Here is a 16,025-nt window from a genome sequence, read left to right as displayed (position 1 = left end):
TACTTTCACGCTGTAAGCTTCATGTACATCATCCCTATTATTGAAAAAACAACTATTAATACCCACCACATTTTTCTTTTAGTGGTATAGTCAATATTCTTGTTTTTTTGTATCGTAAAAGAGGAATATCCCATTAGTGCAAGTAAAATTATTCCTGAGACACCAACAATTATCTTGTTTTCAGGAACATAAACTCCAGCCATTAAGCCAAATGTTAAAATTAGAAACAGTATGCGGAACTTCTGAAAAAACGGCTCCCTTGTTTTTATAGACATCGGCTTTATTTCGCTGAGCAGTGCTTCAAATTTTTCACTATTCTCTATTTGCGACGGAATAGCAATAGGACTTAGGGATGAATTTCCTTTTATAATGTAGTTGCCTTTACTATCCCTGGTAATTTCCCGCACTTCTCCATTTGCAATAGTTATCGTTGGCGTGTTATAGGCTTCCCTGACAATACTATTATCATTAATAGTAAGTATATAGCTCTCGAAAATTTCTTTCTGCTTTTTAATGGCTTTGTTGAGAGCAAACCAAACCGCTACAAGCAGTAAAGGAATCACGAATGGCAAAACATTTACATCCTGGTCCCGATAGTTATTATCAAAATAGCTCATTGCAACTGCGCCAAATACCGCTACAATCACAACAGACAATCCCCTGACAATCAGCGCTTTTCTTATTTCCTTGAAACCGTCTTTCCTTATCTTAAATTGTTCCATTATTGTTTGCTTAATAACTGCATGGCTATTTACAGGCAGCTCCAAATATATGCAAGTTTTGCTTATCAGGGAATAATAAACTATCTTGATTGTAAGAATTCCGCCAAGTGTTATTTCCCATCCAATAAAAATCCTTTCGGGGCATAAAGCTTGCCTTCGTCGTACATGTTGATATAAAGTATCTTCTTTTCGGGGTCGCCATCAATTTCAATTTCATAACGGTCCAGCATTCCACTTCCAAAAGGGCTGTTCTTTGTTTCGAAGGCACAGCAGCTGCCCAGCCTTTCATAAGCAATAGATTCGCCATTAGGGCCAGTAAGCCTGCGCAAGTATCTGTGCTCATTGGCAGGGCCGTTTGTACCTCCACCGACTTTTATGGGATTGGTTTGGCTATAGCCATAATCATCTGCTACTTTGCCGTCGGCAGTAAGTGCCGACTGGCCGTTTTTTGATGTGGAGCATGCCATTATCACAAAAAGTAAACAGGCATAAAGGATGTTTGATTTCATAGTATGGTGTGGTTTAAATTAATTAATCTATAGTAAACGGAATTTATTCGAGCTCTAGTATTCCTTTTATACGATAATAACCTTCCCAATATCCGCAAGGTTCTGAAAATGAGATAGAGGCACTTTTATAAGTGACCGTAGTTTTGGAATTGGTAGTACATCCATAGTCGGCTTTTCTCAAATTGCGAAGTTCTAACTCCATATCTCTTAACGCCGATACTTCCTTATCTAACAGTTTACGTTTTGTTTCTTTATAGAGGATATAATATATGCCGCGGTGCTTTTTAATTATCATTGATTCTTTGCCACTGGCAAAACATCCACTAAACGAATAGTCAATTACAATCTCCTCATCGTCTTTAAGCAAATCGATAAATAGTGCTGATGTTTTGGCCCTTAGTTCGGGGCTTAGATCGTCAACACATAGTTTGAGTTCATGAAGGTTTGACCTGTCCTTCTCAAATTTCAATTTAAATTGTTCTGACCTGACACCGAATATTGTTTTGTACTCTATAGCATAATCTCCATCGGGAAATTCTCCGATAATTCCGGCCGCCACATTTTCATAGTGTTTCATAAGCGAATCATTCCTGAACAGCCAAAACTCATTTGCGGGGTATGGTGGAACAATTTCATCACTCCTACAGAATAAAATAGAAAGTGAAACCTTACTTTGGGCAGATGCCGCAAATGAAACCGCGAAGCAAATAAAAATGAATTTGGAGAGTAATAGCATATTACAGGATATTAAAAATAGGTTCTTATATTATAAGATAACATAAAGCAGTAAATGGTTGGGAAAAGGGAAAATTATTTTCCCATTCCCTTCAAATCTTCAATAGTACCATTATAAATATTCACATCCACGGGGCCTTCGATGCCACCCACGCTTGCCTTGTCGGTAAACTGCCAGAAGAGCCATTCTTTATGGATCTCATCCTCAAAAAAATTGTAATTGGCGATCCAAAGGTTGTAGCCCTCAAACTCCTCTTTAAGAAAATCGGTGTAAAAGCTTTCACCGCTATAGAGCACTGGCTTTACGCCATAATGTTTCTCTACTTTGGTTAGCCAGCGCTTCAGGCCGCTTTTCAGGCTGTCCATGCTCTGCCCCGCCGGGATCTTTTCGATATCGAGCACCGGCGGGAGGTCGCCTTTGGAAAGTTTTACTGTTTTTATGAAATTTTCGGCCTGCTTTACGGAGTTTTCATCAGGCCGGTAATAGTGGTAGGCTCCACGGATAAGCCCACTGGCTTTGGCGCCATCCCAGTTGCGGCTGTATTCGGTATCGGCAACATCGCTGCCTGCCGTGGCACGGATGAATACGAACTGCATAGGGAATTCGGCTTTACTTTGCTTCAGGCTGTCCCATAGTATCCGCCCCTGGTAATGCGACACATCGATACCATATACCTTGCCCTTATGACGCGCGAGTATCTCGTAGATGCGAAGGTCTTGTATCCTGCGTTCTTCCTTTGTCAGTGATTCAATTCGCTTGTTGGTCTTAAACCCAAGGTAATATAATACACCATGACGGTATTGGTACACAGCTGCAACCAGGAAGGCCACAAGCAAAATCAGGGACGAATACTTTAATATTTTCCCTGAAGTTATTTTTTTAGCAGATTTCTTTGGTTTCGCCTTTCTCACCGTAGTTTTGGGCGGCACGCGCTTCATTATCTATGAGGCGGTTTTTGTAGTGAGCTTGTTGGTTATAGCCGAAAGCAGCACATAAAACAGGATAATGAGCGGGATGGCCAGGTACTGGAAGAAAAACAACATAAGTACCGAAACCACAAGGAAAATGATCTGGATCTTATTGGTCTCCCAATTGAAATATTTTACTTTAAGTGAGAACAGAGGTATCTCTGCGTTGAGCATAAAGGCGCTTAAAATACTGATGCCTACCAGTACATAGGGATTGCTTAAAAGGTCAACAATGAATTCCGGCGTTGAACCTTTAGCGGTCATCACGGCAAGGCTGGTAATGAACAGTGCATTAGCCGGCGTTGGCAAACCTATAAAGGAATCTGTCTGGCGCGTATCAACATTGAATTTGGCAAGCCTGTAGCAGGAAGCCAGTGTTATAATAAACCCTACATAAGGGAAAAGTCCAAGGTAGTAATTATCAGGGCTCAGGTTCAGTTCCTGTTGGTTATCGGCTATACCTACAAGCATCTGGAACATGATAAGGCCCGGTACAACGCCGCTGGTTACCATATCGGCAAGCGAGTCGAGCTGGAGCCCCACAGCACTCTGTACTTTAAGTATCCGTGCAAAGAAACCATCCCAGAAATCAAAAAATATCCCTAGGCAAACCCATACAAATGCATATTCGTAATTCATGTTGAATGCCCAGATAAGAGCAATGAGCCCGCATGCGAGGTTACAAAGTGTTATAAGATTAGGAACATGTTTCTTAAAAGCCATAGACACTAAATTTTTAATAGCACAAAGTTAACACAATAAGTTGTTAGAAATGGAGTTTAGTAATTGAGAATTTTATATCATATTTGCACAAAATAACAGCTTTGAGAAAGATAACGTTACTTTTTTTTCTGTTTACTTCCGTTTATACTTACAGCCAGTCCGTTAGAAAGTATTCCAATGAGTTTATGAGCATTGGGGTTGATGCGGCCGCCCTGGGTATGAGCAATGCTGTTACGGGCCATACCGGCGACGTGAATTCAGGCTACTGGAACCCTGCCGGACTACTTAAGGTAAAGGATAAGCAACTTGCCCTGATGCATGCCAGCTATTTTGCCAATATTGCCCAATATGATTACGCCGCTTTTGCCATGCCGCTGGATAACCGCAGCGCCCTTGGGCTTTCGGTGATCCGTTTTGGGGTGGATGATATCCTTAACACCACACAGCTTATAGACAACCAGGGGAATATCGACTATAATCGTATCAGCCTTTTCTCGACTGCCGATTATGCATTTACCATTTCCTATGCGCGCGACATGCCGCTGGATGGCTTTAGCTATGGCGTAAATGCAAAAGTTATCCGCAGGACGATAGGTAAATTTGCCAACTCCTGGGGCTTTGGGTTTGACCTCGGCTTCCAGTACGTAAATAAGGACGACTGGATGTTCGGGCTGATGCTGCGCGACATCACCACGACGTACAATACATGGGCAATTGATGAAGATGCCTATAGAGACATCAGCAATGCCATTCCCGGACAAAACCAGGAGCTGCCTGCAACTACTGAGATCACGCTGCCAAAAGCACAATTGGGGATGTCTAAAAAATTCATGATCCACAACGATTACAGCATTTTGGCAGCAGCTAACCTGAACATGCAATTTGCGCAGACCAATGATATTGTTTCTACCGAAGCCGTGAGTATCGACCCTGCGATAGGGTTTGAGTTCGGCTATATCGACCTGGTGTACCTAAGGGGCGGCGTTGGCAATTTCCAGAACGTACAGGCGCTGGATAATTCGCAGTCGCTGAGTTTCCAGCCGAACATCGGGCTCGGCTTCAAATACAGGGGCATCGCCGTAGATTATGCCCTGACAGACATCGGCGACCAAAGCGCTGCATTATACTCTAATATCTTTTCACTTAAAGTAGATTTAGGTATCTTTAGGCGCTAAAAACTACCATCAATGCGACTCAAAGCCTTACTCGCTTCCCTCCTGCTGCTCTTACCGCTATCCTTCAATGCATTTGCACAAAACCGGTTGTCGGACCAGGCAAAAATAACTTTGCTTACCTGCGGCCCCGGAGAAGAACTTTACTCCGTTTTCGGCCATACCGCCATACGGATCTTTGACCCGATTAATGGTATAGATGTGGTATGCAATTACGGGACATTCGATTTTAATACGCCTAATTTCTACCTGAAGTTTGTAAAAGGCGACCTTCAGTATATGCTATCCACAAGCTCTTATGAGGACTTTGTATACACCTATAAATATTACAACCGCGACGTTTTTGAGCAGGAGCTTAACCTTACCACGGCGCAAAAACAGCAGATCGCTACGGAATTGCAGGAAACACTTCAGTCAGACAAGCGCTTTTATACCTATAAATTCATAGACCGTAACTGCACTACAATGGCGGGCGACCTCATTAATAAATATGCTCCCAATAAAATTTCGATGGAGAATTCGGATAAGGGAAAAACCAACCGCCGTATTATTTTTGAGCGCCTTAATAACAGTTTTTACGAAAGCCTGGGCATCAACCTGCTTTTTGGCTATAAGACCGATAAGGAAATGGACAGGCTTTTCCTGCCGGACCAGCTTATGCAGGGCCTTGCCAACACAAAAACAGCTGACGGGCATTTGGCACAGCCTGCCATAACTATTTATAAAAGTACTGCGGAGAAAAGGATCTCAGTATGGAACAACTTCTACACCTATGCCGCGCTATGCCTGCTTTTAATGATTACGGCTTCCCGCAAAGCGCTTGTAAGGAGGTCGTACCTTGCTATCACAGGACTGTTGGGCCTGCTTTTCTGTTTCATGGGGATGATCTCCCTGCATTCGGAATTATTGCAGAATTATAATGCGTTACTTTTCAATCCATTTTTCCTGGTGCTGCTTGTTTTTATTTTCACTAAAAAACAAAAAGCCGCTATTGCGACATCTTACATATGCCTGGTATGTATTGCCATTTACCTTGGACTGATGGTAAACAAGCCGCACCTTATCATGATGCTGCCACTCATCGCGGTTACCGTTGTGGTTTTACTAAAGGTGTTGAAAGATGTCAGGCAGTCAAATGTTAAAATTTAATATTGCCTTGCCGCTATTTGAACCGTGTTTTATTCTATTTTTGTGGGGTAATTAAAACCGAATCGCCTTGTTTTTATTCAATAAGCCCAAAACCCGGCTCGCCGACCTTATCCCCGATGGCTATGTCGATATACATTCCCACCTGCTTCCCGGCATTGATGACGGCGCAACAGATGAGGAAAACTCCCTTACGCTTATCAATACCCTTAAAGGATATGGCTTTTCGCAGTTCATAACAACCCCGCACGTACTAACGGGGGTATGGAACAATACTAAGCAGGGCATCACAACAAAAGAGGCTTCTACAAAAGATTTTTTGGGAAAGAAAGATATTACGAATCCATTTAAGGCCGCTGCCGAATACCTTATTGACGATACATTCCAGAAACTGCTTAAGGCCGAAGAACTACTGACGCTTAAAGATAACTATGTATTGGTGGAGATGTCGTACCTGAACCCGCCTATGCAGTTGTATGATGTGATTTTCGAGCTACAGCTTGCCGGCTACAAACCTGTACTGGCGCATCCTGAACGCTATATGTTCTATCATTTTAAAGAAGAAGAATACAAGAAATTAAAAAGAGCAGGTTGCCTCTTCCAGATAAACCTGCTGTCGGTAACAGGATACTATGGGAGACCTGTGTTCGATATCTGCAAAAAGCTACTTGATAACAATATGATCGATTTTGCAGGCTCAGACGTTCACCATGAACGCCACACCGAAGCGTTCAAAAACCCTGTCCTTCTGAAACAAACTGATAATTTGATAAAGGCCCTAAACAACAATTCCCTTTTTAGCGAGTAAAAAGGGAATTTGTTTTCTATACTGTACGGTCAGATTATTTCTTCCCGAATAATTTCTCTCTCCATGTTTTAGGCTTTTTGACATCCTGCCCATAACCGTAACCGTAGCCATAGCCGTAACCATATCCGTAGCCGTAACCGTAGCCATAACCATAGCCGTAGCCTTTGTTTTGGTGCGTGTCATTAAGAATAGTCGACATGTTAGGAAGCTTGCCTTCTTTGTATAGCGATTCCGGCAGTGCAAGCATGCGCTTATCGAGGTGGTTCGCACGGACAACGTAAACAAAACAGTCTGCAAAATTCGCAATGATGATTGTATCTGTCACAAGGCTTACAGGGGCCGTATCCACCACAATGTAATCGTATTCAGCCTTAAGATCGTTAAACATCTTCTCTACTTTAGGGCTCATCAGTAGTTCCGCAGGGTTCGGCGGAACGATACCCGGAGGCAATATGAAGAGATTATCAAAACCTTCAACATTTATAATGTAAGGAAGGATATCCGTATCACCTGACGAAAGGAAGTTGGTAATACCTTTTGACGGCAATGCGATATATTCATCCAGCTTAGGGTTCCTGATATCAAGGCCGACAAGCAGTACTTTCTTACCTGACAAGGCAATAGTCGATGCAAGGTTGACAGAGATAAATGTCTTACCCTCTTTAGGTATTGTAGATGTTACAAAGATTGTTTTGGCAGTATCTTTTGCTACACCACTAAGCATAAACTCAAGGTTGGTCCTGATGATCCTGAGCGACTCAGCCGTACTCGACCTGCTGTGGATATTAACAAGCTCATTGGTTTCTGTTTCAAACCTCGGAACGTCACCCAAAAACGGCACTGAAAGCTTTTCAAGATCCCTTTGGCTGTGTATTTTAGAATCAAGAAGGTCAATTATATATATGACACCAAACGGTATGAACAATCCTAAGAACAATGCTGCCAGGTAAATAACTTTTGTTTTAGGCGACACCGGGATGTTTAGTGCCAGGGCGCTATCTATTATCTTGGCGTTAGGAGCTGTAGATGCCAGGGATATTGCGGTTTCTTCCCTCTTCTGTAAAAGGTAGATATACAATGCTTCTTTTAGATTCTGCTGGCGCACGATCGATTTATACTCCCTCTCCTGTGTAGGCACACTGGAGATCTTACCTCCCAGCTTTCGCTGTTGTGCAATAAGGTCTTTCTTCTTTATTTCAAGGCTATTCTTTAGCCTGTCTAAGTTAGATATAACATTTTCCTTTAATGCCGCCAATTGGGCATCTGTCTGCATCATAACTTTATTTTCGGGACCCGCACTTTCAATAAGCCTGTTCCTTTTAAGCATCAGGTCATTATACTCCGTTATGAGCATCGGCGTAGTACTTCCGTTTTCGGTAGTGCTGGCAAGGACATTATCCGGAATAAGATCTGTCTTTTTTGAAGTCTTTACATAATCCTTTAATGAAGCTACTATCCTTAACTGTGTTTCGGTCTCAATATATTCTTTTTCAAATTCGGTAGCATTCTGAAGGAAAATACCTGCTTCTGAGATTATATCGGTTACACCATTATTCTTTTTATAATTTTCGCCACTTTTTTCTACATCACCCAACTCAGAAGTAATAAGCTCCAGGCGGTCATCAATGAAATTAGCCGTATTTTTAAAAACCATGTTTTTATCGGCAATTGCATCGCGATTGTAGTTACTGATTACAGCATTAAGAAAATCCTCGGCACGCTCTTTTACCGCATCAACAATTGTTAATTTAACAACACTCGTCTTCTCGTTTATCAACTCGACTGTAAGCCTGTTCTGAAAATTCTGTGTTGTCTGGGCAATTGGCTCTATGTAAACAGATACCGTGAATTTTTCTTTACCGGAAGACTGGTTGATCACAGTAAAGTCGCCAGTCCTGCTTTTTATAGATTCACCAAACTTATAAACCCCGATCTTATTATCCTCTCCGTCGTGAAGTGTAAATTTATCACCTCCCTTAAATTCGATCTTGTATTGGCCCGGCTGCCTTATGGCATCCCTATTTGCTAAAATTACTTTTACAGGGGATGACTTATACAAATCGAGCGTTTTTACAGTACCTTCCTTTGTATAATGTATATTCAGCTCAAGATCTTTTATTGCAAATTCGGTAATTGTCCTTGACTTGATAACTTCAATCTCATTATCTACGGTACTTTTGATACCGCTCATCATGTCCATTTCACTTAACGCGGCAAGCTCAGAAACCATCCCGCCTTTTTTATCATCTTTTACCAGGATGATTGCAGAGGCGCTATATTTAGGAACACTGTATCGTAAATAAATAAAAGCCAGCGAAAGGGCAACAGCAACGCTTATTACGAACCATGGCCATTTTGACAAATACCTGAAAAAAGTGTCTTTTAGTTTAAAATTCAGATCAGAGCTTTCTAAAATCTCTTGTTCGTTACGCATTTCCATATATTATCTTGTGCTTAGGGCAATTATAGTAACCAAAAGTGAAATAGCAGATATACCCAAGGTAAGGTTAGGCCCTACAACAGAAGAATTTACCCTTGTCTGATTTGGTTTAACATACACTATATCGTTTTGGGAAAGGTAGTAAAAAGGGCTATTAACAAGGTTCACATCCGTAAGGTCAACATAATTAATAGATTTTACGCCTTGTTTTTCCCTAATAATCATTACCTCTTTCCTCTTGCCATAAATGGTGAGGTCGCCTGCCATGCTTATAGCTTCAAGAATAGTAGCCCTGTCGCTTCCGATCTGGATCTGCCCGGGCCTTAAAACTTCACCAAGGACAGATACCTTGAAATTCATTATCCTTAAATTCACGCCGGGGTTGGCTATATGCTTCACTAACAAGTCTTTGATCTTAACTTCAGCATCAACGCGGGTTAATCCTGCCAGTTTAATTTTACCAAGGCCCGGAAAATCGATTTCACCATTCTGGTCAACAAGGTATGTTGTAAGCGCGCTACTGTTGTTGGCATTATTCAGTCCACTACTCTGGAGAGACAGATACATCATGTTAAACTGAGCTGCCAGGGTTGGCTCATCGGCGGTAACTGTGATAAGGACGTTGTCATCCGGCTGGATTATATTAGCATATTTTAATGCTTCAAATTCGGCCTCCTTGCCTGCATTATTCAAATACAAGATCTTTTTACTGGATGCACAAGACGTTAAAAGCAGCGCCAGGGTAAGAAAAACAATTACTTTTTTTAACATTTGAAAAAAATTAGTGAATATTCAACTCGGCCTCTACCGATGAATTTTGCAAAAAATCTGCGCAAAGATAATTTTTTATTATTAGCAAATAATTAAATTTCCATAAATAGTTACCCTAAACCGCTTTTTGGTCAAGGGAAGCAAAATCGGAATTCATGCTTATAAATTCCGGAACTATCTGTTTCATTTTCATAACAATATCCTCACTGGAATAACTCTCTGCAGTATTGATCAGATTTTCGGTCATCTCCCCCAATTCACTAAAGTCTTCAAAGATCTCCTGCGCAATCATAATCTTTTCATGGTGCGTTGGAAGGGTTTTTGCTGTGTCATTAAGAAGCTCTTCGTAAAGCTTTTCTCCCGGACGAAGGCCTACTATCTTAATTTCAATATCCTTATCCGGAATAAATCCGGCCAGCCTGATCATTTTTTTGGCAAGGTCTATAATTTTTACCGGCTTGCCCATGTCGAAAATATAAATTTCACCTCCCCTGCCCATGGCTCCTGCTTCAAGCACAAGCTGGCAGGCTTCGGGTATCGTCATGAAATAACGGATGATATCAGGGTGTGTGAGCGTTATAGGGCCGCCGTTTTCTATCTGCTTAGTAAACAAAGGCACAACAGAACCGTTAGAACCCAATACGTTACCGAAACGTGTAGTAATGAATTTAATTTTGGAAGTCCCTTCTGAAGACAGCTTGTTATGAAGGGCCTGAACGTACTTCTCGGCAATTCGCTTGCTAGCCCCCATTACATTGCTTGGGTTTACGGCTTTATCGGTAGATACCATTACAAAGCTGTCTACCTTGTATTCGCACGAAAGGTCGGCAACATTTTTGGTACCAAGCACATTTACGAATATCGCCTGGGCCGGGTTTTCTTCCATGAGCGGCACGTGCTTATAGGCGGCTGCATGGTAAACTACATCCGGGCGGTATTTTTTAAACACTTCATTCAAGGCTGCTTTGTTCCTGACATCGGAAATCACCGAGCAAATATGGCTGTTAGTATCCGCCTTCTGCATTTCCAGCGAAAGATGGTGGAGCGGCGTTTCGGCCTGGTCCAGCATGATTACGTTGGTAGGGCTAAATTGTATCACCTGCCTCACGATCTCACTGCCTATTGAGCCAGCCGCACCGGTGATCAAAACCGTTTTACCCTTAAGCTGGGCAGAGATCATGTTGTTGTCAAGAACGATAGGCTTTCTTTCCAAAAGATCCTGAATCTGGAAATTCTTAACCTTTTTGGATATTTCTTTCTGGTCTTCCCAGTCGGTAATCAAAGGAACGGTATATACTTTGTAGTTGAATTCAAGGCACTCATCTACAATAGCCAGCTTCTCGTCTTTAGAAAGGCTTTTGTCGGCAATGATAAGCGCTTCGGCCTTAAAGATACGCATCAGTACAGAAATCCTTTTCTTATGCTGCAATATCGGAAGGCCAAGGATCATCTTGGATTTGTTCTGGCTGTATTTGTCTACAAAGCCCACAAGCTTGAACCTTGTCGGTATTTCAGACTTCAACGCATTCGCAACCGCTATGGCGTTGGCATCTGTACCGTATATGATAGCCTTTACAAGGTTTTGGGATTTTGACGAATTCAGGTAGTTCTCAAAGAACTGCTTTATCAATACCCTGTAAATGAAAAGGCTGGTAAACGAGAATATCGCATTGATAAACAACCCGATATTGAGGTACAGCAAATCGCCGGTAGTAGATTTGTAGATACTGTTGAAGGCCAGCAGTAAAGTGGCCGAAGTAAATTGTGAGAAGAATATTTTTACGGCATCAATATAGGACGAGTGCCGTATAATACCCGAATACGTCCTGAATGCCCTGAAAGAAAGCAGGCTGACGAACAGGTAAACCGGAATGCTTATAACATAAAGGTCTGGCTTTATATACAATACGCCCGTCCTGTGAATCACTAAATAAGTCAAAAGCCCTGTAATAGAGATTACAAGCAAATCTATCATAAGTATGATCCAACGGGGCAGATAACCTAAATTGTTGACAGTATGCCACAACTTGGTATTATTGAGCGCGTGGTTCATCGCTCCGGCTAGGTTCTTTTTAACTTTCTTACTCACAATTAATCTTTATTCAGTCATTTATGTATAATGCAGCATAAATATAGCAATTCTGCTACAATTGGCATTTTAAACAAGAAAAAAATCTTAAAAAAATGAATTAAGGACATTTGCTATCCTTTCTTTATCTTCAGAAACAAGGTTTGATCCCGACGGAAGGCATAATCCATTTTCAAAAAGGTTTTCCGCTACATTGCCTCCGTAATAAGGATAACCCTCAAAGATTGGCTGCATGTGCATTGGCTTCCACAACGGGCGCGACTCTATATTGTGTTTTTCAAGCTCCAGCCTAAGGTCTTCGCGCGTTTTGCCGCTCTTAGGGTCTACAAGGATGGCGCTTAACCAATGATTCGATTTGTAATCGCTGCCAGGTTCGCTAAACACGGTGACATGCTCATTATCTTTAAATAAATCGGCATAGAACTGGTTCATTTCCCTTCTCAGGCCAATATGCTTTTCTAACACTTCCATCTGCCCGCGGCCAATGCCGGCACATATATTGCTCATCCTGTAATTATACCCAACTTCGCTGTGCTGGTAGTGCGGGGCGTTGTCCCTTGCCTGTGTAGACAAAAAGACTGTTTTGTCTTTCATTGCCTTGTCTTTAGCTACAAGCGCACCCCCGCCGGAGGTTGTGATAATTTTATTCCCATTGAAAGACAAGATCGCTATATCTCCAAAAGTACCGCATTTCTGCCCTTTATAGGTACTGCCCAATGCTTCGGCACTGTCTTCTACCACCGGGATGTCGTACTTTGCCGCAATAACCTTTATTTCATCGGCTTTAAATGGCATTCCGTAAAGATGTACACCAATTATCGCCTTCGGTTTTTTTCCTTGTTTGATACGGTCTGCGACAGCTTCTTCAAGCGATTTAGGGCACATATTCCATGTTTCCGGCTCGCTGTCCACAAATACAGGCGTTGCGCCTACATACATGATCGGGTTGGCCGATGCTGAGAAAGTCATACTCTGGCATATCACCTCATCTCCCGGTTTTATGCCTAACAAAACCAGCGCAAGATGTATAGCTGCAGTGCCGGAGCTTAACGCAGCAACATGAACATCCTGTTTAAGGTATTTCTCAAGGTCCTGTTCAAAACCGGTAACATTAGGCCCAAGAGGCGCTACCCAGTTGGTATCAAAAGCTTCCTGAACATATTTTTGCTCGGTCCCACCCATGTGCGGAGACGAGAGCCATATTTTATTTTCTGCCATCAGAATAGGTTAATTCAAATTGTGAAACAAATGTAATGCAAATTTGTAAGCCTTTTTTGATTATAATATTATAATAACATAATCCTGCCAATACCTGATTTTTTAGCGCCTCAGGGCGCTTGCCAAATTATCGGCCAAAAATGAATAATAAAATAAAGGCAGCACAAAAAGCTGCAATAATTAAATATCAACTACATGTTATGTTTTTGGTATCGCCAGGACTTTTTCTTTGAAGCGATGGAAATAAGTAGTATCATCTTCAATGTCGCGGTCTATAATCATACCGGCGGCTATCTTATTTCCATTCCCTATAGTCACTTTAGGTATGGAAGCTGAATTTATCCCGAACAGGTTCCCGTCGCCTATTGTCGTAAATCCTGAGAAACAAACGTTGGGGCTTATAAAGTTATAATCGCCCACCTTTGTATCGTGGCCCATGCTGGCCCTCGAATTTATAAGCGTGTAATTACCTATCACAACATTAGGGCCTACATTTACATAAGGGCCCATAACTACGCCGTCTCCTATTTTCGCCGATTGCGAAACATAGGCCAGCGGGTGTATGAATGTAAGGAATGAGGCTCCCCTCTCAAGAAAATCTTCTGTAATTTTTTTCCTGAATGCCAGGTTGGCAATGCCCATGATATACTTTGCATCCTTATCTACAACATGGCTTTGTATATCACCCAGGAAAGGCCCTGAAAACGAATAGGCATCGTAGCTGTTTTTATTGTCGTCAATAAAACCGGCTACAATATAATCCTGGATGCCATTCAATTTATTGGCGTAAGCAATATATTCGTCAATCTCTGCGGCATGCCCGCCTGCTCCTATTATAATGATCCGGATCATGGTAGTATAAAAAGGTTTTGGTTTGTGTAAGAAATGGCTATTGTGCGGTGTAGCCCCCGTCAATCTTCAGGTCGGCACCGGTGATCCACCTTGAGGCATCGGACAGAAGAAATGCCGTTCCCTGCGCAATATCCTCAGGCTGGCCAAGGCCAAGCGGATGAAGCCCGGTAACATAACTGAGCTTATCGGCATCTTTGCTGTATTCGGAAGACATTGACATCGGTGTCACAACAACTCCCGGTGAAATAGCATTGAAGCGTATTTTTTTAGCGCCATATTCTACAGCCAGCGATTTGGCACCGGCTATCAGTGCGCCTTTGCTCATGCCGTATAATGACTTGCCTACTTCGCCCACAGAGCCCATAACCGAAGCTATGAAAACAATGCTTCCGCCCTCAGCGGCAATGTTGGCCGGCTTGCATACAATCTTGGCGAGGTTCATGGCAGCTACCACATTGGTACTGAAAACCTCCTGCATCTTCTGTACCGATAAGGTACGGAAGGGGATGGTAGGCGAAACGCCAGCGCAGTTTACCAATCCGTGTATTTTGCCTTTTTGGGCCACTACTTCCTTCACCACATCGGCTACGGCATCAAAATCGTTGATATCGATGCTAAAGGCGATATGTTTTTCATGAGTGGTTAGCGCTGCAACGGTCTCGTCGAGGCGCTCTTTATTCCTGCCTAACAGGATAACGGTTGCGCCGAGCCTGCTGCATAAAATGGCTATCTGCTTCCCGATGCCCGAAGTGGCGCCGGTAACTATTATATTTTTATTTTCTAATGCAAACGCATTAAGGTCGGTATTCATCATACTTCAACTAAGTCGCTTATATGGCAGTCTTTGGTTTTTATTATGGCCGAAGCCCACGACATGCCTACCCCGAAGCCGCAAAGGTATAATTCCTTTTCGCCTTCCAGCTTGCCCTGAAGTTCCGACACCATAGTAAGCGGTATCGACACGGACGATGTATTGCCGAATTTTGCTACAGAAGACGGCACTTTTTCTGCTTCCAGCTTCAGTTTTTTCTGCAAATACTCGTTCATGTAATTATTTGCCTGGTGGAATACAAAAAAGTCGAGCGCGGAGGTGTCTTTTCCGGAGAAAGCCAGCGTGTTCTTTATATCCTTTGGTATTTCGGCCAAAACAAAATTAAATACATCGGCGCCATTCATATAGCCATGCTCATCCGAACGGATGTTGCCATACTCGTCAACTACTTTTTCTGCAAGGGTTTCCGGCGTGCTCGGGTTGCGGTAGCCGCCGGCATCCATCTTGATAAGCGACGATTTGGAACCGTCTGAATTAAGCGAAAACCAGCTTGGGCCAAACGCTTCATTCTTTTCAATTATGGCAGCAATACCACCATCACCAAAAAGGAAAGCCGTTTTCCTGTCTTTCGGGCTATACACCCTCGAGCGTGTTTCGCCATCAAGTAAAAGCGCTTTCCTCAGGCCTTGTTGCTGCATAAAGCTGTATACGATAGAAAGTCCGTATACGAACCCGGAACAACCAAGGCTTACGTCGAATGCTATGGTGCTTTTATTAAGGCCAAGCCTGTCCTGCAAAATGATAGCAGTTGCAGGCATACGGTAGTCGGCGGTCTGCGATACGAAAACCAGCACATCGATCTCCGATTTGTCGATCTGCATATCGGCGATAAGCTTTTCTGCAGCGTGGAAGCAAAGGTCGGAAGCGCAGGTGCCTTCTTCGGCAAACCTTCTTTCGAATATGCCTACTTTGTCTACGATATCCTTAACATCTTCAGCAGGAAAATATTGGGTGTATTCGTAGTTATTAATCACGTTTTTAGGAACGGCTGCTGCCATTCCCGTAATCCCAATATTTTTAAATTCAAGTAAAGCCATAT

At 42.5% G+C, this 16,025-nt stretch carries 15 protein-coding genes; 3 read left to right on the top strand and 12 right to left on the bottom strand.

The window, feature by feature from the left end; translation table 11 throughout:
• Positions 1-5: 5 nt before the first annotated feature.
• The 5 genes from HYN59_RS08445 to HYN59_RS08425 all read right to left on the bottom strand — a co-directional run bounded on the left by HYN59_RS08445 (position 6) and on the right by HYN59_RS08425 (position 3,658).
• Positions 6-767, bottom strand: a complete 762-nt coding sequence (locus HYN59_RS08445) for a hypothetical protein (protein WP_108777853.1) — start codon at positions 765-767, stop codon at positions 6-8.
• 65 nt (positions 768-832) lie between these two features.
• Complete coding sequence (locus HYN59_RS08440; protein ID WP_108777852.1) at positions 833-1,231, bottom strand: 2-dehydro-3-deoxyphosphooctonate aldolase; 399 nt, start codon at positions 1,229-1,231, stop codon at positions 833-835.
• Positions 1,232-1,274: 43 nt separating this feature from the next.
• Complete coding sequence (locus HYN59_RS08435) at positions 1,275-1,808, bottom strand: hypothetical protein (protein ID WP_146185893.1); 534 nt, start codon at positions 1,806-1,808, stop codon at positions 1,275-1,277.
• Between the two features lie 233 nt (positions 1,809-2,041).
• Positions 2,042-2,905 (bottom strand): glycoside hydrolase family 25 protein, encoded by an 864-nt coding sequence (locus tag HYN59_RS08430; protein WP_108777850.1) that lies wholly within the window; start codon positions 2,903-2,905, stop codon positions 2,042-2,044.
• A 3-nt stretch (positions 2,906-2,908) separates the two neighbouring features.
• On the bottom strand, positions 2,909-3,658 hold the full coding sequence (locus HYN59_RS08425) for a CDP-alcohol phosphatidyltransferase family protein (RefSeq protein WP_108777849.1): 750 nt from the start codon (positions 3,656-3,658) through the stop codon (positions 2,909-2,911).
• A gap of 101 nt (positions 3,659-3,759) precedes the next feature.
• Between HYN59_RS08425 and HYN59_RS08420 the strand changes: the two genes are divergently transcribed.
• The 3 genes from HYN59_RS08420 (at position 3,760) to HYN59_RS08410 (ending at position 6,784) form a co-directional block, all read left to right on the top strand.
• On the top strand, positions 3,760-4,833 hold the full coding sequence (locus HYN59_RS08420) for a putative type IX sorting system protein PorV2 (RefSeq protein WP_483866656.1): 1,074 nt from the start codon (positions 3,760-3,762) through the stop codon (positions 4,831-4,833).
• Positions 4,834-4,845: 12 nt separating this feature from the next.
• Entirely contained in the window at positions 4,846-5,979 is a 1,134-nt protein-coding gene (locus HYN59_RS08415) for a lipoprotein N-acyltransferase Lnb domain-containing protein (protein WP_108777847.1), read from the top strand.
• Between the two features lie 67 nt (positions 5,980-6,046).
• Entirely contained in the window at positions 6,047-6,784 is a 738-nt protein-coding gene (locus tag HYN59_RS08410) for a tyrosine-protein phosphatase (RefSeq protein ID WP_219928802.1), read from the top strand.
• Between the two features lie 34 nt (positions 6,785-6,818).
• On the opposite strand, the gene HYN59_RS08405 is transcribed toward HYN59_RS08410, so the two are convergent.
• The 7 genes from HYN59_RS08405 to HYN59_RS08375 form a co-directional block, all read right to left on the bottom strand.
• Positions 6,819-9,218: a GumC family protein gene (locus HYN59_RS08405; RefSeq protein ID WP_108779679.1), complete on the bottom strand. Its 2,400-nt coding sequence runs from the start codon at positions 9,216-9,218 to the stop codon at positions 6,819-6,821.
• 9 nt (positions 9,219-9,227) lie between these two features.
• Positions 9,228-9,995, bottom strand: a complete 768-nt coding sequence (locus HYN59_RS08400) for a polysaccharide biosynthesis/export family protein (protein WP_108777846.1) — start codon at positions 9,993-9,995, stop codon at positions 9,228-9,230.
• A 115-nt stretch (positions 9,996-10,110) separates the two neighbouring features.
• Positions 10,111-12,084, bottom strand: coding sequence for a polysaccharide biosynthesis protein (locus HYN59_RS08395; RefSeq protein ID WP_425433075.1), 1,974 nt, complete (start codon positions 12,082-12,084; stop codon positions 10,111-10,113).
• 87 nt (positions 12,085-12,171) lie between these two features.
• The gene (locus HYN59_RS08390) at positions 12,172-13,302 is read right to left on the bottom strand and encodes a DegT/DnrJ/EryC1/StrS family aminotransferase (protein ID WP_108777844.1); all 1,131 of its coding nucleotides are present in this window, start codon (positions 13,300-13,302) and stop codon (positions 12,172-12,174) included.
• A 198-nt stretch (positions 13,303-13,500) separates the two neighbouring features.
• The gene (locus HYN59_RS08385; RefSeq protein WP_108777843.1) at positions 13,501-14,154 is read right to left on the bottom strand and encodes an acetyltransferase; all 654 of its coding nucleotides are present in this window, start codon (positions 14,152-14,154) and stop codon (positions 13,501-13,503) included.
• A 37-nt stretch (positions 14,155-14,191) separates the two neighbouring features.
• The gene (locus HYN59_RS08380) at positions 14,192-14,968 is read right to left on the bottom strand and encodes an SDR family NAD(P)-dependent oxidoreductase (protein ID WP_108777842.1); all 777 of its coding nucleotides are present in this window, start codon (positions 14,966-14,968) and stop codon (positions 14,192-14,194) included.
• Positions 14,965-16,023, bottom strand: coding sequence for a 3-oxoacyl-ACP synthase III family protein (locus HYN59_RS08375; RefSeq protein WP_108777841.1), 1,059 nt, complete (start codon positions 16,021-16,023; stop codon positions 14,965-14,967). Before HYN59_RS08375 ends, HYN59_RS08380 begins: the two co-directional genes overlap by 4 nt.
• Between the last annotated feature and the right edge of the window lie 2 nt (positions 16,024-16,025).

The organism is Flavobacterium album (assembly GCF_003096035.1).
GTDB classification, from domain to species: domain Bacteria; phylum Bacteroidota; class Bacteroidia; order Flavobacteriales; family Flavobacteriaceae; genus Flavobacterium; species Flavobacterium album.
Note: the sequence above shows the minus strand (reverse complement) of the source record. Positions and strands in the feature narration are given on the sequence as shown.